Source organism: Cutibacterium sp. LaCa_286, from assembly GCF_057198075.1.
In genome coordinates this window covers 240908-265855 of sequence record NZ_CP191091.1, presented here as the reverse complement: position 1 = coordinate 265855, position 24948 = coordinate 240908, and the positions used below count along the sequence as shown (strand labels likewise).

Below are 24948 nucleotides of genomic sequence, written 5' to 3'. Positions count from 1 at the left end.
CGGCAGCATTCACTTGTCAGGAGACGTCATGCCGCGTGAGGACGCCAGAACCAGCCAGGGCACTGGAGCCGGTCAGGACGACCGAATCACCCGAGTCACCACGATGGAACAGCGGCTCAATCGCACTCGCGATCTCGTCGACCGTCTCGACGCGCTGCTCGACGAGTTCGAGCGCAACGAGCCTGCCCGTCGTGAGCTCTCGTCGTACTACAGCAGTCAGGAGTGGTTCGACGACGTGGCGGCCCAGGAGGCAGGGCAGATCCCCACCGACGTGCCCTGCGGGGTGCTCAGCGAGGACGCCGCCTTCGACCTCTTCGGCGACCACCTGCGAACGGCCATCCGGATGCTCGAGCTGGGCACCGCGATGGTCAAGGAGCGTTGACGGCACCAGCCCACACCCCGCCTTGTGAGACCAAACTGTAATCGCCCGCCCTCTCACGTGCACTCCTTCTGCATGACACGTTGCCGATGCATTGCGTTCACCTGGACTGGCTAGCCTCTCCGATGACGAGAGGACGACCATGCACCACCACGACGACATCCGCCTGTCCGACGACGACCTCCAGATTCAGAGGGAGGTTGGGGACGCCGAACTCGCAGGGATGGGGATCACCCGGCGTACCGTCCTCCAGACCGGGCTCGCTGCCCTTGCCGCGGCGGGAATCGCCGAGATCGCCCCGAGCCGACCCGCCAACGCGGCAGTACCGCAGTCTGGCCCGGCTGACCCGAGCCCGGACTCGCTGACCTGGCTGGTCGGCGACCACCACGTCCACACCCAGTGGAGCTACGACGCCAAGTACCGCATCGCCGACCAACTCGACGCTGCCCAACACCACGGTTGCGACTGGATCGCCTTCACCGAACATCCCCGCGACTTCCATGCCGACGCCGGCGTCCTCACCAGTCACGATCTCATCGCCGCAGAACGTCGCCGCCGCCCCGACATGCTCATCTTCCAAGGCATCGAGTGGTACATCCCCGCGGCGGAACACGGCACGGTGCTCGTCCACGGCAAGGACGAGGCGGAGATCCTTCGTCAGTTCGAGTTGGTGTTCGACGGCTACCTCAACGGTTGGCAGGACACCCCGGCCAACTCCCCGGAACAGACCGAGCAGACCAGGAAGGCTGCCGCAGCCATTGCATGGCTCGGCCAGATGAAGAAGGACGGACGCATCGACGACGCCCTCGTCCTGGCCAACCACCCGATGCGCAAGGGTATCGACGGCCCCGGCGAGATCCGTCAGTGGAACGACGCCGACCCGGACATCATGATCGGCATGGAGGGCGCGCCCGGAGCGCAGGGATACGGCTATGGTCGCAACGTCGGTGACGGGGACCGCCGCGGTGAGTACGTCAACAAGCCCAAGGCCGATTCCTGGCCCGGGTACACCACCGACATGATGCGCACCTACGGTGGCTGGGACTGGTTGACGGCGACGGTGGGCGGTTTCTGGGACTCCATGCTGGCCGAGGGGCGCCGGTTCTTCATCACGGCGAACTCCGATGCCCACCTCTACGTGTGGCACACGTGGCGTCTGGGGGACTACCCCGACCGTGCACCTTTCAACCAGGACGTCAAGGAGGACGTCAAGATGACGGCACTCGGCGGACGACGTCCCGACCCCATCGACACCAGGACGGAGCAGACGGCTGGCCCACTGCTGGTGCGCGACTCCCACGGACATCCCGCCATTGCCGGCGACATCGTCGGCAACGACCTGGCCGCCAGGGATTGGACGCAAGCCCTCGCCACGCGCGATCAGGGCAGCACGATGGACACCCAGGGCGGGTCAGACTTCTGGCCCGGGCAGTTCACGAGAATCCACACTGGGGTCACCGAGCGCAGCTACCGAGGTGTCATGGAGGCCCTGCGATCGGGTCGGGTATGGGCCGATCACGGGCATCTACTGGCAGGCCTCGATGTGCGAGCAACCGCCCCGGGACAAGATGACGCCGTGACTCTGGGAGGCGAACTCGTCGTGCATCCCGGCGACGACGTCACCATCACCATGACCGTGACACCGACAACCGAGCCGACCCGCCACATCAGGATGGACCCTGCCAGTGCGGAGTCGACGGATCCACGAGTCGGGGTGGACACCATGCCGCAGGTGGCGTTCATCGACATCATCGGCGGACCCATCACCGGGGCAGTCGCCGATCCACAAACGCTGCGCGCACCCCGAACCACGGTGCTGAAGTCCTTCGACACTCGCGGCAGAACTGGTCGGTTCACGCTGACCCACACCTTTGCCCACGTCACCGAATCGTTCTACGTGCGGTTCCGTGGCTCCGATGGACGACAGAACGGTGTGGGCTACCACGGCGCGCAGGTTGACCCACGGGGGCCGGTCATGGGTGGGGAACGGGCTCGTGAGGCCGATCCGTGGAAGGATCTGTGGTTCTACGCCAACCCGATCTTCATCAGCGTCGACACCGAGAGCTCACCGTCACCCTCCCAGCCGGCACGTGGTTCAGCCTCCCCCTCACCCTCAACAGGTGTCTCGCCATCGCCATCTCCTTCGGCCGGCGCTCCGTCTCCTCACACGTCGCCACAACCGACAGCATCAGCCTCACAGGCCTCGTCCCCCGCCACAGACCCCACTCAAGGGGCGAGGAGCACCACATCATCCTCGACCACCAGCGAAGGGAGCACACCCGACGATCAACAGCCACGCCAGCTTCCTGACACCGGGCAGTGAATGGCTGCACCGCAATGAAATCCTCACCATTCTCCAAAGGCGTCACGACAGCTGTGCCACTTCCGAATTACGTAATACAATAATGGTATGAGCAAGCGCATCATCAATGGGGCTGAGGTCTCGGACGCCCAGGTACAGCGCTGGGCCGATGAGGCCGAGGCAGGTTATGACGTGGAGCTGCTGAAGAAGCGTTGGGGACGTCCGCCTCGCGCCGAACAAGCGTCCCATGTGGTGTCCACACGATTCTCGGACGCAGAACTTGCTGACCTGATGGCACGAGCTGAGCAGGAAGGACTTGACCGATCAACGGCGATCCGTACCGCCGTTCGCGAGTGGGTCACCGCGTGATCGTCGCGCCGTCGGCACTCAAAATGCTTGCCGTGCGTGACCCGGAGCGATGACCAAGTCTCCTCCCTCACCCCACCACCTCCAGTAGGGTTGCACCATGAGCACTGTGCTGGGAATCGACGTCGGCGGCTCCGGGATCAAGGGCGCGCCGGTGGACCTCGAGGCGGGCGACTTCGCCGAGCCGCGCCTACGCATCGTCACCCCCCACCCGTCATCCCCCAAGAACGTTGCCGCCGTCATCAGCGAGATCGTGGCCAACTACGCAGACACCATCGGCGACGGGCCGGTCGGCATCTCGTTGCCAGCACCCATCCGCCACGGCGTGGTGGCGTTCATGGCCAACCTCGATCAGAAATGGACCGGGCTCAATGCCGAGGAATACCTCTCCGACAAGCTGGGGCGTCCGGTGACCGTACTCAACGACGCCGACGCCGCCGGTGTGGCCGAGGTGCACTTCGGTGCCGCCAGTGGAGTGCCCGGTGTGGTCATCCTCACCACCTTGGGAACCGGAATCGGATCGGCGATCATCAACGACGGGGTCCTGCTGCCCAACACCGAGCTCGGACACCTGGAGATCGACGGACACGACGCCGAGAAGCGGGCTGCCTCGTCAGTCAAGGATCGCAAACACATGTCCTACAAGGAGTGGGCCACCAAACGTCTGCAGCGCTACTACGAGGTGGTGGAGATGCTCTTCTCCCCCGACCTCCTCGTCGTGGGTGGTGGCGTGTCCAAGGACCACGAGAAGTTCTTCAAGTACCTTGACCTGCAGACCCCGATCGTGCCAGCCACCCTGCTCAACCGGGCTGGAATCATCGGCGCAGCCTGGCAGGCCCAGTGGCGTCTGGAGCACCCCGACGTCACCGAGAAGCAGGTTGTCAAGGCAGCCAGGAAAGCCGAGAACGCCTCCTGACACCCACCTGCCCAAAACCCCAGACGGAAGGATCCATCGACCTCTCCAGTCGCCCTCTCGCACCTGGGTATGACATGGTTTTCATGTCCCGGTATGAGGACACATGTCTCACCTCGGTGGCACAGTGATCGAGGAACACAACCTTGAAAGGACCCATGCTCCACCAAGCGCTCATCTCGATCCTCATCGGCACCGGCATCAGCCTCGTCGCCTTCGTACCGATACTCATCCATCAGTTTCGCCGTTACGGCAAACCATCACCGGGGCGGATGACGCTGATCTTCACGAATTTCGTGTACATCACTGCGGTCATCGCCTACACGATCTTCCCGGTGCCGTCATTGTCGCGGGAGGACTGTGCCGACACCTCGCACATGCTCGTCCTCGACCCCACCGAGTACTTCCGCGACATGGCCCACCAGTTCGCCGGGCAATCCGTGACCACCGTGCTCACCAGCTGGGCGATGCTGCAGATGCTGCTCAACATCGCCCTGTTCGTGCCGTTGGGCTTCTACGCACGTCGTCTGCTGCGGCTGCGTCCCTGGCCGTCGATCCTGCTGGGATTCGGTGCCTCCCTGCTCATCGAAACCACCCAGTACACCGGCAACTGGTTCCTCGCCCGCTGCCAGTACCGGGTGGCCGACGTCAACGACCTGCTCACCAACACCCTCGGAGCCGCCCTCGGCGTCCTGGCCACCAACATCATCCCGCGCCTGTCGGACAGCCCCGAGAAGCTGGAGACCCAGGCCGGCAAGCCTCGCGAGGTGACTCGTGGCCGACGACTGCTGGCCCTGCTCATCGACGTGTGGTGGGTGATCCTCATCAACCTCATCGGACTGGGACTCATCACCGCCGTGTCATTGGTCATCATGGCCGGGGACCCCAGCCTGAAGCCGAGGGTTGAGCAGGCCTTCAACTCCTACGGGTCGATCACTCTGACCGCTCTGACCATCTGCTACGTCATCGTTGCCATGTCCGGCAGGCTCGGCGTGTCCCCCGGTAGCGGCACAGCCCACCTGGCCTGGGTGGACGCGTCGGGCAACCTTGCCGGCCGACGTCACAGCTTCGTCATGGGAGCGTGCCTCATCATCGCTCAGCTCTGGGGAAGCAGGGTGGGCTCCTGGTCGAGCATCGGGGACACAATACTGGTCCTCGAAGCCCTGTCGGTGCTCTTCACACCCCGTGGCCTCATCGGCAAGCTCATGGGCCTGCAGCTGGTCGACTCCCGAACCCTCGAGCCAGCACCGCGGAGGGCGTGACTGGACCGAGGAGGGCGTGGCAGGGCGGTGATCCACGGTGAGGCCACCGAGCCTGGCTCGTTCACCGCACGGGCGTTTCCACCTCGCCCAGCCCCGTCCCACTCGGGTGAGTGATGCCAGCTGGTGAATGATGCCGGCTGGGCGGGCGCCGTCCCACCGTCAGCAGTAGTACGGTGCCGCACCTGTGAGCAAGGCTGGCGCAGCTGAGCAAGGCTGGCACGTCGGCGATGGGCCAGAACCGGCTGTCACAGACAGCCAAGATCACATCCGGTCGGGGGCGTCGATGCCCAACAGTCCCAGCCCCGTCCCCAGTACGCGCCGCACCGCCTCGCACAGGGCGAGCCGGGAGGAGCGTACCTGGCCCTCGCTGCGCAGCACCGGGCACTTCTCGTAGAAACTCGAGTAGGCGCCGGCCAGCTCGTAGAGGTAGGTGCACAGCTTGTGCGGGGTGAGGTCGGCGGCGACGACGTCGACGATCTCACCGAACCGGGACAGCAACAGGGCCAGTTGCTGCTCGGCGGGCTCGTCGAGCACCGTCACCCGACCCCAGGTCATGGCGCCCAGATCGGCCTCGGGATCGACGTGCGGATCGGCCTCGGCGGCCGCCTTGCGCAGGATCTGGCAGACGCGGGCGTGGGCGTACTGCAGGTAGGGGCCGGTGTCCCCGGTGGTCTGCACCATCCGCTCGGCGTCGAAGACGTAGTCCTTCTGCAGCCCGTTGGACAGGTCGGCGTACTTGATGGCGGCCAGGGCGATGTTCGGGGCGGCGTGCTGCTCGGCCTCGTCAAGCAGGCTGGACAGCGAGACCGTACCCCCCTCGCGGGTCTTGAACGGGTGCCCGTCGGGTCCCAGCACCATTCCGTACCCCACGTGCTCGGCCACCACGGATTCGGGAAGGAACTCGGCCTTGCGGGCCACCTGGAAGAGCACCTCGAAGTGGTGCGCCTGGCGCACATCGGTGACGTAGACGATCCGGTCGGCCTTGAGTTTGCCGACTCGGCGGCGGATGGCGGCCAGGTCGGTGGCGTCGTAACCGTACCCACCGTCGCGTTTGCGCACGATCATGGGGGCATCCTGCCCCTCGACGAACACGCACAGCGCACCGCCGTCCTCCACGGCCAGCCCGTCGGCCTCGAGCTCGTCGACGACGCGCGGCAGGTCATCGTTGTAGGTGGACTCACCGGCGAGGTCGTCGTCGGTGAGCAGCACCCCGAGCCGGGCGTAGGTCTCGTTGAATCCGGCCAGGGAGACGTCGATGAGCGCATGCCAGATCTGCAGGGTGCGCTCGTCACCGCCCTGCAGCTTGACGACGCGCAGCCGGGCGCGGTCGGCGAACTCGGGGTCGGCGTCGAACTCCTTCTTGGAGTCCTTGTAGAGCTGCTCCACCTCGGGAAGGTCCATTTCCATGACGTCGATCCGGTGCTCGACGACGTACTGTACGAGCATGCCGAACTGGGTGCCCCAGTCGCCGATGTGGTTCTGCGGGATGACGGTGTGTCCCTGGGCGCTGAGCACCCGGTTGAAGCAGTCACCGATGATCGTGGAGCGCAGATGGCCCACGTGCATCTGCTTGGCGACGTTGGGGGCCGAGTAGTCGATGACGACACGCTGCGGCGAGTCGGCCTGGGCGATGCCGACGTGCGGGTCGGTGACGAGGTCGGAGGCCACCTGGGCGAGGACGTCGGAACGCAGCCGGAAGTTGATGAATCCGGGGCCAGCGACCTCGGGGGTCTCGCACAGGTCTGCGACGTCGACCTTGGCGACGATGTCGGCGGCGACATCGCGGGGCGGGCGGCCTTCCTGCTTGGCCAGTCGCAGGGCGACGTTGGACTGGAAGTGGCCGAACTGAGGCTTGGTCGAGGGGCGAAGTTGCGGGTCGACCCCGGTTGCGGACTCGATTCGGGCAGAGAGCTGGGAAGGCAGTGACGGCATGACTGCATTCTCCCACGATGTCCCGTCACCGTCACAGTCGTGGGATAGCGGCAGCGTGTCAACCAGGTGGAAGGCTGGGTCAATGTCACCGGCGGGGAACAGGAAAGACCGATCTCACGTTGTCACCTGTGAGCGACCACGCACGCGATCACCGACCCACGAGGAGGATCCATGAGCGTTCCCACCATCACCCTCAATGACGGCACCACCATCCCCCAGCTGGGATTCGGCACCTGGCAGGTGTCGAACGACGAGGCCGAGAAGGCCGTGTCCAGCGCCCTTCAGGCGGGCTACCGCCACATCGACACCGCCGCCATCTATGGCAACGAGGAAGGCGTCGGGCGGGCCATCGCCAGCTCCGGCATCTCCCGTGACGAGCTCTTCGTCACCACCAAGCTGTGGAACGACGCCCACGAGCCCGAGAACGCCCGCAAGGCCATCGAGACGAGCCTAGAGAAGCTCGGCCTGGATCACGTCGACCTGTACCTCATCCACTGGCCGGCCCCCGTCAAGTACGGCGATGCCTACGTCAAGGCATGGAACGCCCTGCAGGAGTTCAAGTCGGAGGAGCTGACGCGCTCCATCGGCGTCTCGAACTTCCAGCCGGAGCACCTGGACCATCTGGAGGGTGAGGCCCCGGTGGTCGATCAGGTGGAGATGCACCCCACCTTCAACCAGGCCGAGCTGCGAGACGAGTTGGCCAAGCGTTCCATCACCCCCGAGGCATGGAGTCCGCTGGGCCAGTCAAAGGACCTGCAGGACGCGACGATCACGAAGATCGCCGATGAGCTGGGCGTGGCCCCGGCCCAGGTGATCATCCGCTGGCACCTGCAGATCGGCAACATCGTCATCCCCAAGTCGGTGACCCCCGCACGCATCGAGCAGAACCTCGCCTCCGCGAACGTCGAACTCACCGACGCCCAGGTCCAGGCCATCAACGGCGTCGACGCAGGCAATCGGCTGGGTGGGCACCCGGACACCGCAGACTTCTGATCCTGCCCTGCCGGGGCCGCAACTCAGCCCCGGCAGCGGCCGAGGGCCCGCAGCGTCGTCGGCATGGTCGCAGACTCAGTGTCGGGACTGTTGATCCCCAGAAGGGTCTGGACGTCGCCGAGGTCGGTTCCTGGGCACCAGTCGTGCATGGAGTAGGCCAAGGAATCCCTGGTGTCGAATGACGAAAGGGTTTCCGGTGCGGTGACGGCGCGCGAGACGGCAAGCCCTGTCACCGGAATGGTCGCAGGAGTCTCCGGGACGGCGTGCATCCCCATGTACTGCCCATCGGTGACGACGACGCGTCGGGGAAGCGCCTCGGGGTGGTCCGACTCGGCATAGATCTCACCGATCATTGCCGCAGCTGCCGGCAGGTAACCGCTGTTCGGTGCCGACGTACACACACGGGTGTACCGAGTGTCGGTGCATACCGTGTATCCGTATTCTCGAATGTGGTCGGTTCCGACCGGCTGTACCGGTTTGGGGAGGCCGAGGGCCAGTCCCAGGGCGAGGACGGCAGCCACTGGGGCGACCCACGGCCCGGACAGGAACCATCCGAGTGTCGCCGCGCACCCGCATGTCACCGCCACTGACACCAGGATGAGGGCGAGGGACCCGAGCCCTGCACCGATCTCGCGTCCAATGATTGCAACCGGTACCCCGTCGTGGGCCATACCACCCACTGCCACGCCGGCAGCGATGCCGACTGCCACCAGCACCCCGATGATGCAGGGGATCATGGCAGCCCCCGTGGAACGCCAGAACAGTGCGGTGGGGCCCCGTGGCGAGACGCGCTCCCACACGACGACTCCGGTACGCCACCGAACCTGCGAGGCAACTGCCCCGGAGATTGCGGCACACGTCAGATAGATGAACGGGGCGCTACCGGCAATGGACGCCAGCAGCAGGCGAACGCTTCCGCCCCAGAAGGGCAACGCGGAGAACAGCATCCATACCACGACCACGGCGTTGAAGGCCATGACCGGCCAGAACAGCCGAGCCCGACGCAGACCACGGGCCAAGCCACCGGGGGCGCAGTGCCTCGAGCCTTGGCGAGCACCTGATGATGAATCGGATCGCCGGAACACACCCAGCGCGATCCCGCCGATCCCGATGACGGCGCTGACCAGCCATGCCAGATTCGGTACTCCCGGCGTGAGCTGCCACCCGGACGGCGCACGCAGAAAGCCCCACACCCCGTGCATGATGGTCGGGTCCAGGGGCCATGCGAACAGCGATGATGCAAAGGCCACCAGGAGGGGAACGGCCCAGATGGCTGTCACCGGGAGGAAGACGGTGCTTGCCGCCCCCAGCCCGGCGAGGGCCAAGCTGTCACGCAGCATGGTCTCCATGCCGAATTCTCCCCCATCGGGGTAGCAGGCCACGGCCAGGCAGATGATGACCGCGGCCCCCACGGCCACGAGGACACCACGCCTGGCTGCCAGGGATCGCGAAGAGGTGCGATCCATGTCGTCCTCACCGATGACGACGAACAACATGGGGATGGTCGCCAAGGCTGCACACCACAAAGGAGCAACGTCGGCGATGAAGGCGTCCGATGAGGTGAGGAATCCGCAGACCAGCGTGCCGATGACCGCCACCACCACGCACTGGGGAACATGATGGTGCCGCAGCCACAGAAGGACACCTCGCATCAGGCGACCAGCCTCAGATATGTACGACGCACGGCGTCAAGGGATCGCGTGTCCGAGAAGTCCCCACACGACCCGTCGAAGACGAATCGTCCGGAGTTCATGACGGTGATGGTCTGGGCGTGATCGATGATGTCCTCGACCAGGTGGGTGGAGACAATCGTGATGGCGTGGCCGGCCACCGCACCCAGAATCTTGGTGAGGGCCTCACGCTGACCAATGTCGAGACCGGCCGACGGCTCGTCGAGGACGACGAGGGCGGGATCCCCGACGAGGGCCGAACCGATGGCGACGCGTCGCCGCATACCACCGGACAGGGCGCGAATGCGTTGTCCGGCGCGATCCTCCAGATCGATGATGGACAGGATCCTCGCCACCTCAGCATTGGTGTCGGCCGACGGTATCTTGCGAAGCCAACACATGTACTCCAGATGTTGGGCAACGGTGAAGGAGGACTTCCCGAGATTGTCCTGAGGACAGTAGCCCAGGAATGACCGGATGTCCTTTCCCTCACGACCATCGAGGCTGATCGTCCCCTTGGTCGGTCGGACGAGCGTCGCCAAGGCTGTCAGAAGAGAGGTTTTCCCGGCACCATTGGGCCCCAGGAGCGCATGGAATCCGGGGCCCAGCGACCACGACACGTCATCGACAGCGCAAGTTCTGCCGTACGAGACGGTGAGGTGGGAAACGGTCAAATGTGGCATGAGAAATTCCCGATCGGACGACTTTCGTCATGATTGGCGGATAGAGGATATCCCATACCGAGCTTGCCTCCGAACACGAGCCCCTGCGTGTCCCGGTCCTTGCCGATACCAAGGAATCATCGGGTTGGGTGATGAGGTGGAAGCCCAGTACCGCCAGGTCCGGTGCCGACTCGTGGTCTCAGCCCCGACACCACACTGGGATCCCCACCTCACACAGGTCTGGCTGCGCTGCCCCGGTGTCTGCAGACGTCACCCGTGGCGTTTCACGGCGGTGTGCACCGAGCCGTCCGGTGGGCCGAGGATGGGGTCTCGTCGAGTGGTGACGTCCCACATCATCTTGGCGCGGGAACCGAACTCGCGCAGCCACCCCTTGCGCCACACCGAGTCATGAACCTGGGAGACGTCCGACACACCGTGGGCGTCCACCCCGACCATCCGGCACGTCGTCACGATGCGTGGCTCGTGGTAGTCCTGACTGATGACGGTGGCCGAATTCACCCCAAACACCTTCCGGGCGCGTACGCAGGTGTCGTAGGAGTGCAGACCCGCCTCGTCGCGCACGATGGCCTGCTGGGGAATCCCTCGCTCCTTGACGAGGTAGCGGCGCATCGCGGTGGGTTCGTCATAGTACGGCGACTGGCCATCCCCCGACACGAGGATCACCTTCGTGCGGCCCGCCCGGTACAGGTCGGCGGCCAGGTCCAGACGGGCACGCAGGTACTGCGAGGGCTCACCGGAGGGCAGCACCTGCGCCCCGAAGACGATGGTGACGTCACGTGGCGGCGTCTGGTCGACGGGGTGGACCCGGCCATGACTGAGCGCAGCCGTGATGCCCCACGGCACCAGCAGCACCACGACGACGGCAGCGAGCCCCGCCCAGATGAGGAATCGCCCCACCGTCCTGCTCCAGTGGTGCCCTCGCGACCGGGCTGAGCGCCTCATCCGCGGTGCTCGCGATACCACGTCACCAGACCCTGGGTGGACGGGTCCTGGGTGGCCAGGGCCTTCTCGTCACCGCTGACCGCCGGGGCGATCTGCAGGGCGAGCTTCTTGCCGAGCTCCACACCCCACTGATCGAAGGAGTCAATGCCCCAGACGACACCCTGGACGAAGGTGATGTGCTCGTACAGGGCGATGAGCTCGCCGAGCACCTTCGGGGAGAGTTCGTCGGCCATGATCGACGTCGTCGGACGGTCTCCGGCGAACACCCGTGCCGGCACGATCTCCTCGGCCGTGCCCTCGGCACGCACCTCGTCGGCCGTCTTGCCGAAGGCCAGGGCTGCGGTCTGGGCGAAGAAGTTGCTGAGGAACAGCTCGTGGACGTCGGTCTCGCCGTCGGTGGTGGGGTGGGCCGGGTTGGCCACCGCGATGAAGTCGGCCGGGATGAGGCGAGTGCCCTGGTGGATGAGCTGGTAGAAGGCGTGCTGGCCGTTGGTGCCGGGCTCACCCCAGAAGATCTCGCCGGTGTCGGAGGTGACGGGGCTGCCGTCCCAGCGCACCGACTTGCCGTTGGACTCCATGGTGAGCTGCTGCAGGTAGGCCGGAAAGCGGTGCAGGTACTGGGCGTAGGGCAGCACCGCGTGGGAGTGGGCACCGAGGAAGTTCGTGTACCAGACGTTGAGCAGGCCCATGAGCAGTGGGACGTTCCGGGCCGGCTCGGCGGTGGCGAAGTGCTCGTCCATGGCGTGGAACCCGGCCAGGAAGTCCTCGAATCCCTTCGGCCCGATGGCCACGGCCAGCGAGGTGCCGACGGCCGAGTCGACCGAGTAGCGTCCGCCGACCCAACTCCAGAAGCCGAAGGCGTTGACCGGGTCGATGCCGAACTCGGCCACCTTGTCCAAGGCGGTGGACACGGCGACGAAATGCTTGGCGACGGCCTGGGAGCGCGCCTCGTCGGTGTCGTCGATGGCACCGGCGGCGACCAAACCATCAAGCAGCCAGGCGCGCACGCAGCGGGCATTGGTGAGGGTCTCCAAGGTGGTGAAGGTCTTGGAGGCGATGATGACCAGCGTGGTCTCAGGGTCGAGATCAGCGGTCTTGACGGCGGCATCCGTCGGGTCGATGTTGGAGATGAAACGGCACTCCAGGCCGTCCTTGACGTAGGGCTTGAGTGCTTCGTAGGCCATCACGGGGCCCAGGTCGGAACCACCGATGCCAACGTTGACGACGGTGCGGATCGGCTTGCCGGTGACGCCTTTCCACTGCCCGGAACGTACCTTGCCCGCGAAGTCGTAGATCTTGTCGAGGGTCTCGTGGACGTCGGCGATGGCGTCCTGGCCGTCCACGGTGAGCGTGTCGGTGCGGGGCCGGCGCAGGGCGGTGTGCAGGACGGCACGGTCCTCGGTGACGTTGATGTGCTCCCCGGAGTACATGGCGTCGCGGCGGGCCGCGACGTTGGTCTGTTCGGCGAGCTCGAGCAGGGCGTCACGCACCTCGTCGGTGAGCAGGTTCTTGGACAGGTCGACGTGCAGGTCGACGGCGTCCAGGCTGAACCGTTCGGCACGCGCCGGGTCGGCTTCGAACCACCGACGCATGACGTGCGGACCATCGATGAGGGTGGACTGGAGGTGGGCAAGTGTGGCCCAGGCAGGAGTGTTGGTGGCATCAACCGGTGTCTGCATGGCACCCAGCGTAGTTGGTCGGTGGACCCGATGTGGTCTGCCGTCACACAACCTTCCACGCAGAGGTCTGGGAGCAGTCATGTTCCGGAGAGGACGACGAGCGTGGCGACGGGAGTGGGAGTGCCGTGTGTGCTCGAACTGTCAGGGAACTTTCACGGCTCTTCAGGATCCAAGGTGTAGTCGGGGTCTGAATCCTCCGGTCTCCAGGAGGCTTCGGAGTCGGTAGTGGACCTCGTTGCGGAAGCCCAGGGCGATGCCGCGGAGGTGTTCGAGTCTGCCGTTGATGGCCTCACTAGGCCCGTTCGAGGTCCCGGGGTGGTCGAAGTAGGCCAGAATGTCGGCGGCTCTCTTCTTGAGAGTGTGGCCCAGGGTGACCACTTCGGGCAGGGCCTTCGGGGCTTTGGTGGCGATCGCGTCGATGAGGTGGGCCATGATCTCCCGTCCCTCGGCACGGTTCTCGGCGCGGTAGGCGGCCACGATCTCCTGGTAGACCGCCCAGGTGACCTGGACCGGGGCGTGGGCGTCGGCGGCGAACACCTGTTCCAGGCGTGCGGCCTGACGGTCGGTGAGCAGGTCCCGGCCCGTGTGCAGAGTCAGCCTGACCCCGTAGAGGGGGTCGCCCGCCCGGCCCCGGTGGCCCGTGGTGTCCTGCTGGACCCGGGTGCGGGCCTGGTCCAAGCCGTCGCCGGCGAGCTGGACCACGTGAAAGGGGTCCATGACCTCGACCGCGGCCGGGAGTTCTTCGGCGGCTGCGGTCTTGAAGCCGGTGAACCCGTCCATCGCCACGATCTGGATGCGGTCGCGCCAGGCCTGGTCGCGGCCGGCCAGCCAGGTCTTGAACACCTTCTTGGAACGTCCCGCCACCATGTCGAGCAGCCGGGAGGCCCCGGTGCCGTCGCGAAGCGGTGTCAGGTCGATGATCACGGTGACGTACTTGTCACCACGGCTGGTGTGGCGCCACACGTGCTCGTCGACCCCGATGACCTCCACGCCCTCGAAGCGGTGCGGGTCGTCGATGAGCCGGCGGGTGCCCTCGGCCAGCACCGCATCGTTGGCGGTGGTCCAGTCCACCCCCAGACCAGCGGCGATACGGGAGACCGGAAGGTGATCGAGCACCAGGCCCTCCAGCGCCCAGGCCAGCCCGCCCCGCGACAGTTTCGCCCTCGCCTCGGCGGCCTGGTCAGTGTTCTGGCGCCACACGTGTCCGCAGCCGGTGCACCGGTACCGGCGTACCCGTATCTGAAGGATCGTGGGCCGGTGGCCCATCGGGGTATGGGCCAGGCGCCTGACCACCGTGTCACGTGGGATCCCCTGGCATCCGCACCGGTGGCACCAGTCGTCAGTCTCGACGACCCGGCAGGCCAGGACCGTCTCCTCGTCACTGATCAGCTGGCCGGTGACCTCCAGGCCGAGTTCGTCCAGACGGGCGAATGTGGTCAGGTCGGGGGCGCCGAAGGTAGCGTGGTTCATGGAGGACCTTGCGATTCACGAGGACGGGACTTAAGACACTCCGATCCTCGCGCAGGGTCCTCCCCCCACGCACCCCGGCCTCACAGGCCAACTACAGCAGACTCTCACACAGTCAAGTCACAACTACACCCTGGATCCTGAAGAGCCACTTTCACGGTGAGTGTGACGACGGAACGAGAGGATCCCGGGGCCGCTCGGGAGACGATCACGCCTCGACGTCGTCGACGACGGCGCGCAACCCCCGGCAGCGTTCCCGCAGCGCATTCATGTTGGCGTCCTCGGCGACGTCGCCGACGAGGGAGTCGTCACCACAGACCGCCAACGCCCCAGACTCCAGCCATCGTCGTACGGCGTAGCTGCCGACACCGCCACGGGCTATGACAGGGACCCCCGGCGCGAGCTCGCCCAGTGTCTGCCCGTAGGAGGCCGAGGCCATGTCCGCCGGTATCACCTGGACGGCGTCAAGACCACGTGCCCAGGTGTGCCGTACCTCACCGGGGGTGAGGGCATCGTCGGCCACCGGGACGCCAGCCTCGTGCAGACTGGCGATGGTCTCGTCGTCCAGACCACTTCCCAGCACGAAACCCACCCGGCACTGCCCGTCGTCAGCCAGTTCGGCCGCCTCCTGCGCCTCGAGGTGGCCATGCACCCCGAAACACGCACGGGCTCCGAAGATCGGCAGCAGTGCTCGGCGCAGCTCGACGTCGTGCACCGGCAGGCTGAACGCACGAACCCTCTCCTGGATCATCACCTCGACCGGGGCCATGAGATTGCTCGCCGGCGCTGAGGGCAGTACCGCGATGAGCCGCCCCCGGGCAACCTCGGCAGGAAACTCGAGGCGGGCGTCACCGGGCTGGGCAGGATCGTTGATCATGTGAACATCATGCCAGTTCGATAGGTTGGAGTCCCCGATCAGTGGAGGACGACGTGCGACTGGAAGATGCCCTGGAAGACCTCATCGATGGCCGGGAACCCGTCACCGACGACCGCGCCGAGCGGCCGCGAGACTGGCAGTGGCCGGGGGCGCGCCCCATCGATCCCGACATGGTCATCGACCACATCGAGCGAGCCGTCGCCAAGGATGGGCTGAGCCTGTACGAGCACCAGGAGGAGGCCATCTACCAGATGCTCACCGGGGCGCACGTCGTCGTCACCACCCCGACCGGCTCCGGCAAGTCGCTCATCGCCGCGGCCTGCCAGTTCGCCTGCGTCGGCGGAGGCGGGCGCACGTACTACACCGCCCCGATCAAGGCCCTCGTCTCGGAGAAGTTCTTCGCCCTGTGCGAGATGTTCGGGGCGCAGAACGTGGGGATGGTCACCGGTGACGCCTCGGTCAACGCGTCCGCCCCCATCATCTGCTGCACCGCGGAGATCCTGGCGAACATCGCGCTGCGCGAGGGATCACACGCCCAGGTGGACCAGGTGATCATGGACGAGTTCCACTTCATCGCCGACCCGGATCGCGGCTGGGCCTGGCAGGTGCCCCTCTCCGAACTTCCCCAGGCCCAGATGATCATCATGAGTGCCACCCTGGGAGACGTCAGCTGGCTCACGACCACGCTCGAGGAGCAGACCGGCCGTGACGTCGCGGTGGTCTCAGGAGCAACTCGTCCGGTACCGCTGATGTACGAATGGTCGATGAAGGCCGACCACGACACCATCGCCGACCTCGTCGAGGACGGCAAGGCGCCGATCTACATCGTCCACCCCTCCCAGAAGCAGGCCGTGGAACGCGCCCAGTCGCTCACCTCGATCAAACTGCTGTCCACCGAGGAACGCCACCAGATCGCCGATGAGCTCAAGGGATTCCCGTTCTCACGAGGCTTCGGCACGACGATCCGCAAGTACCTCACCGCTGGTATCGGCGTGCACCACGCCGGAATGCTGCCCAAGTACCGTCGCCTCGTGGAATCGCTGGCCCAACGCGGCCTGCTCAAGGTGATCTGCGGCACGGACACCCTGGGGGTGGGCATCAATGTGCCCATTCGCACCGTCATGTTCACCGCGCTGACGAAATTCGACGGCCACAAGAACCGGGTGCTCAAGTCTCGCGAGTTCCACCAGATCGCCGGACGCGCCGGACGAGCCGGCTTCGACACCGTCGGATACGTCGTCGCCCAAGCCCCCGAGCACGTCGTCGCCAATGCGAAGGCCCTGGCCAAGGCCGGCGACGACCCGAAGAAGAAACGCAAGGTGCAGCGCAAGAAGCCCCCGGAAGGATACGTCGACTACACCGAGGAGACCTTCGACAAACTCATCAACTCCACCCCGGAGACGCTGCACGCCACCATGCGCGTCACCGACGCGATGGTGCTCAACGTGCTGCAACGTGACGAGGACACCGTCACGGCCGTCCAGCACATCATCGACGCCGCGATCACCAACCCGGCGCGGCGACGTCGGCTGTACCGGCGAGGTGTCCAGATCGGGGCGGGTCTGCTGCGCTCCCAGGTGGTGCACCGGCTGCCCGAGCCGACACCGGGCGGGCGCAAGTACGCCATGAACGAGGCCCTGCAGGACGACTTCGCCCTCAATCAGCCGCTGTCGGGGTTCGCCGCCGAGGCCATCGCCACCCTGGACCCCGAATCGCCCACCCATGCCATGGACGTCGTCAGCGTCATCGAGGCCACCCTGGACAACCCCATGGCCGTGCTCTACGCCGAGCAGAGCCATGCCCGCGGCGAGAAGATCGCAGCCATGAAGGCCGACGGCTACGACTACCAGGATCGCATGGACGCCGTCGAGGACGTGGAGTGGCCCCAACCGCTTGCAGAGATGCTCGAGGCACTTTTCGAGATCTTCGCACCGAGCCACCCGTGGGTGTCCCCCGATGCCCTGGCCCCCAAGTCAGTGGTGCGCGACATGTACGAACGGGCCATGACGTTCGGGGAGTTCTGCGCGTTCTACAAGGTGCAACGTTCTGAGGGGCTCGTACTGCGCTACCTCACCGACGCCTACCGTGCCCTGCGCCAGACGGTCCCAGAGTCCGAACGCACCGAGGAGCTGGCGGACGTCATCTCGTGGCTGGGTGAGGTCGTGCGCTCCACCGACTCCTCCCTCATCGACGAGTGGGAGGCCCTCACCCACCCCGACGCTCCCGGAGCCGCGAGCAGGCCCGGAACCACGACCGGGGAGGGGCCACGTCCGGTGCACACCTTCACCTCCAACACGCGGGCGTTCCGGGTGGCAGTGCGCAATGCCATGTTCCGCAGGGTGATCCTTGCCGCCGACGACGACTTCGAAGCCCTGGCTGCCCTGGAACCGACCGGTTCGGCCATGACGAGCGACGTCTGGGAGGACGCCCTGGGCGACTACTGGGACGAGTTCGACGAGATCGACGACGGACCGGACGCCCGCAGCCCGGCATTCTTCGTCGTCGAGGAGTCCAGGAGGGGGCGGCTGTGGACGGTGCGTCAAATCATCAACGATCCCGACGGCGACCACGACTGGTCCATCGCTGCCACCGTGGACCTGGACGAGTGCGACGAGGCGGGCGAACTCGTCGTCCGCACCCGGGCCTTCACCCGACTCGACTGAGCACCGGGCCTTGCCCGCCTTGAGCACTGAGGCTTGCCCGTCGATTGGGTCCCGGACCCTGCTCGCCTTGGACTCGGCCCCCGAATGGGCCCGGAACCCTGTCCGACCGGCTGAGGCGTCCGTGCACACCCTTCCCCAGCCCGACTCGTCGTCGTTGCACAATGGAACCAGACACTTGGAGCCATCACGCGACAACCAGAAGGAGCGACCATGAAACTTGAGACCACGTCGTTCGAGCAGGGAGCTGCGATCCCCCTGCGCTACGCCCATCCCGGGGCCGGCGGTGAGAATGTCGTGCCGGAGCTTTCCTGGACCCCAGGCCCGGAGGGCACCAAGTCCTACGCCATCACCTGCTACGACCCCGATGCCCCCACCGGGTCGGGATTCTGGCACTGGATCGCGGCAGACATCCCGGCCGACGTCACCCACATCGATGCCGGCGGCCCACTGCCACAGGGAGTGCGCGAGTTCGACTCCGACTACCAGGAGCCGGGATACGGTGGCCCCAACCCGCCGGAAGGTCCAGCGCACCGCTACGTCTTCACCGTCCACGCCCTGCCCACCGCGACCCTCGAGGCTCCGCAGGGGGCTGCCAACGTCCAGGCCAGGTTCGCCATCCACACCAGCGCCCTGGACTCCGCCTCGGTCATGGGCACCTTCCAGCAGGGCTGAACCATTCAGCCCGGAGTGGGCCGACGAGGCTTTCAGAGAGCCGGGCGGCCAAATTCGGCAGGAACGCCAGGACCAGTGGAAGCGCCAGGAACAGAACGAGGAGTCATCGGCCATGAGCAGACAGTCATGAACCGCAGCGGGGCGGGGGGCGTGTTGGGCGTCGTCATGGCCATGATCACGACGATGTTCTGCTCACCGGCCGCGCAGGCCGACGCGGCACTCACCCCCGGGGCGCACGTCACCGCGTCAGTGGGCGTGGCGGCAGCCGACTCCCGTCTGCCAGGTACCGTCCACGCGCTGAAGTCGTCCGGCACGAGCGAGGCTGAGGCCGGAGCATCTGCCTCCGCCAGGTGGGCGGGCAAACCGGTTCCCTCCACCAAGGCCAGCAGCCAACCATGTGCATCGCTGCTCTTCGTCGGGGTGCGGGGGTCCGGCGAGAAGGCCCCCTACGGCACCACCGTGTCCAAGGCCCGGGACGCCCTTGCCGCCAGATGGAAGGGGCACGGGAGCGTGCGCGAGGTGTGGTTGGACTACCCTGCCACCGATCCGCACACCCTGGCCGACGAGTCGTTCACCAACCTGTTGCTCGATGACGAGTTCCCGTCGACCAAGTACTTCGACTCGGCCACCGAGGGAGCCGACAAGCTCTCCGACCTGCTCGACTCGGAGGGCAGACGCTGCCCCAAGGAGTGGACGGTGCTTGCCGGCTATTCCCAGGGTGCCCAGGCCATCACCGAGGCGCTGGGACGCACCAGCGTGCCCAACAGGCTGGCCGGAGCCCTGCTCATGGGCAACCCGGACCGCTACCCCACCCAGCACGTCCAGAGCCTTGACGGCACCGCCGATCTGTCCGGCATCGGCATGGCAGCCTTGCTGCACTACTTGCGTGGTCAGGCGCGCCAGGCCGGCTCCGACCCCCAGGAACGTGTGCAGTCCTTGGTGCAGACGACGATCGACCTGCACTCCGGCAACATCGACACCGCCGCCCTGCGCAAGGACCTTGACGAGGCCCAACCTCAGATCACGTCGGAGGCGTACCCACAGACGTACTCCGTGTGCCTCAAGGACGACATCGTCTGCGACTCATCGGGCTACGTCGAGAAGATCATCACCATGAAGCAGACCTGGCAGGACGCCCTGTCAGCGGGCTCGCAGGTACATCACGGATACAACCCCGACGTCATGCCGGAATCCCTCGACGCCATCGCGGCACGCATGAACACGATCGGCACCGCAGACTCCCAGGGCGCGCCGGTGCCCCACGCCGACCAGGAACCACCGAGGGTATGGGGGCCGTGGCAGATTCTCGCCATCGTTGACGGCGTGCTGGTGGGGATCCTCATCGGAGCCGTCCTGGGCCGAGGGAAAGTTCGCGCAGCGCGCCGCCGAGGAACCACACACGGCACACCACCACGGGGCACCCGACGCCCCGCACGACCGCATGGGGGGCGACCGCACAGGGACCGGCGACGACGTCGGAGACGAGCCAAGTGACGTAAATCCGGGTACCGGTGACGCAGTCCTGCCTCGATTTTCCACCGCAGTCATCTTTGTGCTAATCTTCTCGAGTTGGGTTCTTGCGGGCCCGATGCGCGAGTGGCGGAATGGCAGACGCGCTGGCTTCAGGTGCCAGTGCCCTTCGGGGCGTGGAGGTTCAACTCCTCTCTCGCGCACAGCGATCGCAGGCCGGTGACAGAAAATTTCTGTCACCGGCTTTCCCATACCCGAGCTGACCTGTGGACGACCGGTCACGAGCACTGGGTACGAAGCGGCACTGATGACGCCTGCCGATGGCGTGTGCCCGCACCCCGTCTCTGCACGTGACACTGTTCGGCACACTGGCGGATGCACGATTACCCTGCTCGTAGTGCCACCCATGCCAGCAAAGGAACCCCATGAAGAAGACGCTTCTCCTGGCAGTCGTCACCACATGTGCTGTCACTCCCACGATCACATCTGTTTCCCCCGCTCACGCAGCCGTTTCCCCCACTCCTTCAGCAGCCACACCGTCGTCCACCCGCCACACCGGCCATGCGGCAATCGGCGCAGAGACGAACGTCATCGATCATGTCGTCGTGGAGCAGACCGACCAAGGCCTTCGCGCCCACGTCCACCTTCGCAGGGAGGGATTCCGTCCTTCCATGAGGCTGCACCCCCAGATCAGCGGGGACAAGGTCTACCAGGAGTACGAACGCAAGTCACCGTCCTCGGTGCACGGCCGAAAGTTCCGCGACCAGCTCGTGTGCCATCTGGCAACCGTCGGATACTGGAAGAATCCATGGAATCTTGAGGCGTGGCGACCAGACGTCGGCTATGCCAGAACGGTTCTGGCAGCATGCAACCCCGGCGGCGAAAGAACGGTGACCCCATGAACCCCCTGAGCCATCCGGTCATGGGAATGCCCCTCATCATCGTGGGGCCCTCATCACCTGGGGCTCACTGACGACATTGAACCGCGTCCTCGACATGATCGACTACTCGGAACCGGGCAGCACTGCCCTACCGTGGACACCGCTCGCGCTGTTGGGGGGCCACCCTGATCACCGGTGGCTGTCTTCAGCCGTGCTGGCGCCGCTACGCCAAGCAATGACGTTGCCCGTGGCTGAGCACAGCCCCGTGGCCGATCACAGCATGGCGTGATCCGCACTGCCCGTCCGACGGGGTTCATGCTCCAGCGCCTTGCGACCCTGCTACTTGCCTGATTCAGATGCTGCTGTTTGCCTGACAGAAACCCTGCTACCTGCCTGATCGATCGTCGGTCGTCCTATGATCGACGTATGGCCTACCTTCGACGCACCGTCGACACCGAGCTCGACGAACTCTTCGACGACGTCCCTGCCATCGCCATTGACGGCCCCAAAGCCGTCGGAAAGACCACAACTGCTCAGCACCGCGCCGAGGGCACACTGCGTCTTGACGATCCTGCGACACGCAGCGTCACCCAGGCAGACCCCTCCACCATCCTGCTTCGCAACCGTCCACTGCTCGTTGACGAGTGGCAACACGTCCCTGCCGTGTGGGATGTCATTCGACACAGCGTTGACGACGACCCCCACGGTGGGCAATTCCTCCTGGCAGGATCAGCCACACCGTACGAGCAGACACGTCAGCACTCAGGAGCTGGACGTATCGGGCGACTGCGGATGCGCCCGATGACCCTGCAGGAGCGCCAACTGACCGAGCCGACCGTCAGTCTTGCCGATCTTCTCACCGGTCGTCGGCCTGCGCTGCAGGGAGACAGTCGGTTTGGCCTGCCCGAGTACGTCGAGGAGATCGTCGCCTCAGGCTTTCCGGCGATCCGCACCATGCGGGAGCGAGCCAGGCGATTCGCAATCGACTCCTACCTACGCAACGCCGTCGACAAGGACGTCCCGGAACAAGGATTTGCCGTGCGCCGACCCGAAGCCATGATGGCCTGGCTGAGAGCATACGCGGCAGCAACGTCGACCACGGCGAGCTACTCCCAGATCCTCGACGCGGCGACCCCGGGGCAGGCGCAGAAGCCAGCACGTTCCACAGCAGATTCCTACCGCGGGGTGCTCGCCTCACTGTGGCTGCTCGACCCAGTTCCCGCCTGGTTCCCCTCCGGCAGCGTCCTCAACAGGTTGGGAAGTTCCCCCAAACATCATCTGGCCGACCCGGCACTGGCTGCGAATCTGCTTGGTCTGGATGCGTCGAACCTGCTCAACGCGGAAGGCACCCCGCTGGATCCTGCTTCTGGAACGATGCTTGGATCCCTTTTCGAGTCACTCGTCACCCTGTGCGTGCGGGTGCCTGCCCAGGCCCATGAGTGCCAGGTCCATCACCTGCGCACCCGCAACGGTGACCATGAGGTGGATCTCGTCGTGGAACGCCGCGACGGACGGATACTGGCGCTGGAGGTGAAGCTTGCCTCAACCATCACCGACCGCGACGTCAAACACCTGAACTGGCTGCAGGAGGAGCTGGGGCCGAAACTACTCGATACCGTCGTCATCAGCACCGGCCCACAGGCGTACCGGAGGCCAGACGGAATTGGCGTGGTGCCTCTCGTTCTGCTCGGACTGTGATCCTTCTGCTACCTGCCTGATTCAGATGCTGCTACTTGCCTGACAGAAACCCTGCTACTTGCCTGATTCGCTCTGCCACCCGTTGCCAGGACAATGTTGAGGATCTTCTCAGGACTGCCACGAAAAATCCGGGGGACACAGCCAGCCGGCCGGCACTCGCGCCACACGCCGGCAGCGCGGCACATAAACGTCACACTCGCATTGAAAAAATTGCTGAGATTCTCTTGAACTGCAGTGTTCCCGTCGATTCTGCCCAGCCGGTGACATACCCTGTCATTCGTGACCTCGTGCCGAAAACTCACCCGCGCACTCGCTGCGGGGATGATTGTCCTCCTTCCGCTGTCAGCCTGCAGCGGGGGGTCGTCGGGTTCGAACAAGTCTGACGACTCCCCAGCAGCCAAGGCCACGCCGATCGTCGTCAAGGACAGCCTCGTCAACGGGGTCACGAGCACACACTCGACATTCACCACGCCACGAAGCATCGACGTCAAGGTGCCCCAGATCGCTCCGGCCCGCAACCTCTCCCAGGCCATCGAGGTCGTTCGGGAGCGGAGCCTGCGCCAGGCCCAGTGGGACTCGGCGACAAAGGTGACGCAGACGTCGTCCTTCGTCGCCTCATCGGCACAGATCCTCGGAGTCAAGATCTCGACGACGATCGAGGGGCCCAAGCCGCACACATTCGACACCACGCTGTGGTACGACGCCAACTACGGCCAGACCTTCTCCCCCAGCGTCCTCATCTCGTGGCCCGGATGGGCCAAGTTCCGCAACGCCGTCGGCCAAGCTGCCGACGACGCCTCCGTCGACAAGGCCAAGGCCCTGGCTGCCCTCCAGGAATCACCAGCCCCCTACGGCACCGGCCCTGCGATGTCGTTCGGCTCGGAGGGTGAACTGTTGGTGGCGTTCCCCGCCGGGGTGTTGGACAAGGAACAGAAGACGCTCCTGGTGCCCAAGGACAAGGTGGATCCAGTGCTCTCCGACCTGGGGGTCAAAGCCCAGGGGGCATCATTGCACCCCTCGACCTTCTCAGGCACCCCCGATGCCCGCAAGACGTGGTGGAAGCCAGCCAACGACCGTCCTGCCCCGCAGTCCTCCCCCAACCTGCACCCGCTGCCCGGTGACTCCACTGCCGGCAAGGACGCTGCTGCCGCCCAGGCCAGGCCCAGCAAGCAGCCCACCGCCCCCTCAACCACCTCCACCGCCATCGCCGCACCCCCGGTCAAGGACGACAAGCACCCCTCAACTGCCGTGGGCGTCGACTGCATCGCCCAGCAGTGCGTGGCACTCACCTATGACGACGGCCCTGGCAAGCGCACCGGCGAGCTCCTGAAGACCTTCGAGAAGCAGAAGGCTGCCGCCACGTTCTTCGAGATGGGCAATTCCATCGACGCCGCCCCAGACACCACACGCCTGGTCGCTGCGTCCGGATTCGAGATCGGCAACCACTCCTCGACCCATCCCGACCTGGCGACCCTGAGCACCCAGACGCTCAAGACCGAGGTGGGTGGCAACTCCGGCCGGCTGGCCAAACTCACCGGGCGACGCCCCATGCTGCTGCGCCCGCCCTATGGCGATCACAACGACACCGCCGACAAGGTCATCACCGACAACAACATGGCAGTCATCAACTGGAGCATTGACACCAACGACTGGCAGACGCACTCGGCACCGAAGACCTTGGACAAGATCAGCAAGGACGTCAGCATCTACACCGGGCCGATCACCCTCATGCACGACATCCACGACGCCGCCATCGACGCCAGTGCCACAGCCGTCCCGAACCTCACCAGGCGCGGCTACCAACTGGTGACCGTCTCCGAACTCACCCTCAACACCGGCGGAGTGCAGGCTGGTCATGGCTACTGCCGCGGCAACGCCCTGGTGCAGGACGGGTACCTCTGCAAGGGCTGAAGTCCCCACGGCGCAGGGGATGTGCCGTGCTGGTACCAGAGACAGTGTGTGCCGGACCAGACACCGGAGACCGTGTGGGCGGCGGTGCAGGAGGATGTGCCTTCGCACCACCGCCACGCGTTCTGCCGAAGGTGTGGCGCGCCCGTGGCACAGCCCCTTGAACCTCGGAAAAGACTCTGAGCCTCGGA

Annotated in this window: 18 protein-coding genes, 1 tRNA gene and 1 pseudogene; 13 read left to right on the top strand and 7 right to left on the bottom strand. The window is 65.7% G+C overall.

The annotated features are described in order from the left end of the window. Positions 1–28 precede the first annotated feature (28 nt). The 5 genes and pseudogenes from ACP8JZ_RS01070 (at position 29) to ACP8JZ_RS01050 (ending at position 5222) form a co-directional block, all read left to right on the top strand. On the top strand, positions 29–382 hold the full coding sequence (locus tag ACP8JZ_RS01070) for a DUF4298 domain-containing protein (protein ID WP_065860819.1): 354 nt from the start codon (positions 29–31) through the stop codon (positions 380–382). A 139-nt stretch (positions 383–521) separates the two neighbouring features. Then, positions 522–2702 (top strand): PHP domain-containing protein, encoded by a 2181-nt coding sequence (locus ACP8JZ_RS01065; RefSeq protein WP_484482535.1) that lies wholly within the window; start codon positions 522–524, stop codon positions 2700–2702. An 87-nt stretch (positions 2703–2789) separates the two neighbouring features. Next, positions 2790–3050: a CopG family transcriptional regulator gene (locus ACP8JZ_RS01060; protein WP_323460666.1), complete on the top strand. Its 261-nt coding sequence runs from the start codon at positions 2790–2792 to the stop codon at positions 3048–3050. Positions 3051–3144: 94 nt separating this feature from the next. After that, a pseudogene (gene ppgK, locus ACP8JZ_RS01055) lies at positions 3145–3963 on the top strand (polyphosphate--glucose phosphotransferase); the annotation flags it as partial. 155 nt (positions 3964–4118) lie between these two features. Further along, positions 4119–5222: a VanZ family protein gene (locus ACP8JZ_RS01050; RefSeq protein WP_316328304.1), complete on the top strand. Its 1104-nt coding sequence runs from the start codon at positions 4119–4121 to the stop codon at positions 5220–5222. Between the two features lie 261 nt (positions 5223–5483). Here ACP8JZ_RS01050 and argS read toward each other — a convergent pair whose 3' ends face one another. After that, positions 5484–7154, bottom strand: coding sequence for an arginine--tRNA ligase (gene argS / locus ACP8JZ_RS01045; protein ID WP_484482534.1), 1671 nt, complete (start codon positions 7152–7154; stop codon positions 5484–5486). Between the two features lie 171 nt (positions 7155–7325). On the opposite strand from argS, the gene ACP8JZ_RS01040 reads away from it, so the two are divergent. Further along, positions 7326–8147 carry an aldo/keto reductase gene (locus tag ACP8JZ_RS01040; protein ID WP_286320513.1) on the top strand — a complete coding sequence of 274 codons (822 nt, stop codon included), beginning with the start codon at positions 7326–7328 and terminating at the stop codon, positions 8145–8147. A gap of 23 nt (positions 8148–8170) precedes the next feature. Here the strand turns inward: ACP8JZ_RS01040 and ACP8JZ_RS01035 are convergent, their stop codons facing one another. The 6 genes from ACP8JZ_RS01035 to ACP8JZ_RS01010 form a co-directional block, all read right to left on the bottom strand. Next, a complete protein-coding gene (locus ACP8JZ_RS01035; RefSeq protein WP_323457374.1) occupies positions 8171–9799 on the bottom strand; it encodes a hypothetical protein in 1629 nt (542 codons plus the stop codon). After that, positions 9799–10500: an ATP-binding cassette domain-containing protein gene (locus tag ACP8JZ_RS01030; RefSeq protein ID WP_323458052.1), complete on the bottom strand. Its 702-nt coding sequence runs from the start codon at positions 10498–10500 to the stop codon at positions 9799–9801. Before ACP8JZ_RS01030 ends, ACP8JZ_RS01035 begins: the two co-directional genes overlap by 1 nt. 249 nt (positions 10501–10749) lie before the next feature. Then, positions 10750–11442 carry a SanA/YdcF family protein gene (locus tag ACP8JZ_RS01025; RefSeq protein WP_484482533.1) on the bottom strand — a complete coding sequence of 231 codons (693 nt, stop codon included), beginning with the start codon at positions 11440–11442 and terminating at the stop codon, positions 10750–10752. Continuing rightward, complete coding sequence (pgi, locus tag ACP8JZ_RS01020; protein WP_484482532.1) at positions 11439–13121, bottom strand: glucose-6-phosphate isomerase; 1683 nt, start codon at positions 13119–13121, stop codon at positions 11439–11441. The genes ACP8JZ_RS01025 and pgi overlap by 4 nt, the downstream gene beginning before the upstream one ends. Positions 13122–13283: 162 nt before the next feature. Then, entirely contained in the window at positions 13284–14591 is a 1308-nt protein-coding gene (locus ACP8JZ_RS01015; RefSeq protein ID WP_484482414.1) for an ISL3 family transposase, read from the bottom strand. Between the two features lie 205 nt (positions 14592–14796). After that, entirely contained in the window at positions 14797–15465 is a 669-nt protein-coding gene (locus ACP8JZ_RS01010; protein ID WP_484482531.1) for a bifunctional 4-hydroxy-2-oxoglutarate aldolase/2-dehydro-3-deoxy-phosphogluconate aldolase, read from the bottom strand. A 53-nt stretch (positions 15466–15518) separates the two neighbouring features. On the opposite strand from ACP8JZ_RS01010, the gene ACP8JZ_RS01005 reads away from it, so the two are divergent. The 7 genes from ACP8JZ_RS01005 to ACP8JZ_RS00975 all read left to right on the top strand — a co-directional run bounded on the left by ACP8JZ_RS01005 (position 15519) and on the right by ACP8JZ_RS00975 (position 24760). Next, positions 15519–18128, top strand: a complete 2610-nt coding sequence (locus ACP8JZ_RS01005; RefSeq protein ID WP_484482530.1) for a DEAD/DEAH box helicase — start codon at positions 15519–15521, stop codon at positions 18126–18128. Positions 18129–18338: 210 nt separating this feature from the next. Next, positions 18339–18800 (top strand): YbhB/YbcL family Raf kinase inhibitor-like protein, encoded by a 462-nt coding sequence (locus ACP8JZ_RS01000; RefSeq protein ID WP_023034856.1) that lies wholly within the window; start codon positions 18339–18341, stop codon positions 18798–18800. Positions 18801–18926: 126 nt separating this feature from the next. Next, positions 18927–20294, top strand: a complete 1368-nt coding sequence (locus tag ACP8JZ_RS00995) for a cutinase family protein (protein WP_484482529.1) — start codon at positions 18927–18929, stop codon at positions 20292–20294. Positions 20295–20390: 96 nt separating this feature from the next. Next, a tRNA-Leu gene (locus ACP8JZ_RS00990) sits at positions 20391–20473 on the top strand. Positions 20474–20695: 222 nt separating this feature from the next. Then, positions 20696–21172 carry a DUF2599 domain-containing protein gene (locus tag ACP8JZ_RS00985; protein ID WP_484482528.1) on the top strand — a complete coding sequence of 159 codons (477 nt, stop codon included), beginning with the start codon at positions 20696–20698 and terminating at the stop codon, positions 21170–21172. Positions 21173–21577: 405 nt separating this feature from the next. After that, the gene (locus ACP8JZ_RS00980) at positions 21578–22849 is read left to right on the top strand and encodes an ATP-binding protein (RefSeq protein ID WP_306517463.1); all 1272 of its coding nucleotides are present in this window, start codon (positions 21578–21580) and stop codon (positions 22847–22849) included. Positions 22850–23128: 279 nt separating this feature from the next. Then, the gene (locus ACP8JZ_RS00975; protein WP_484482527.1) at positions 23129–24760 is read left to right on the top strand and encodes a polysaccharide deacetylase family protein; all 1632 of its coding nucleotides are present in this window, start codon (positions 23129–23131) and stop codon (positions 24758–24760) included. Positions 24761–24948 lie beyond the last annotated feature (188 nt).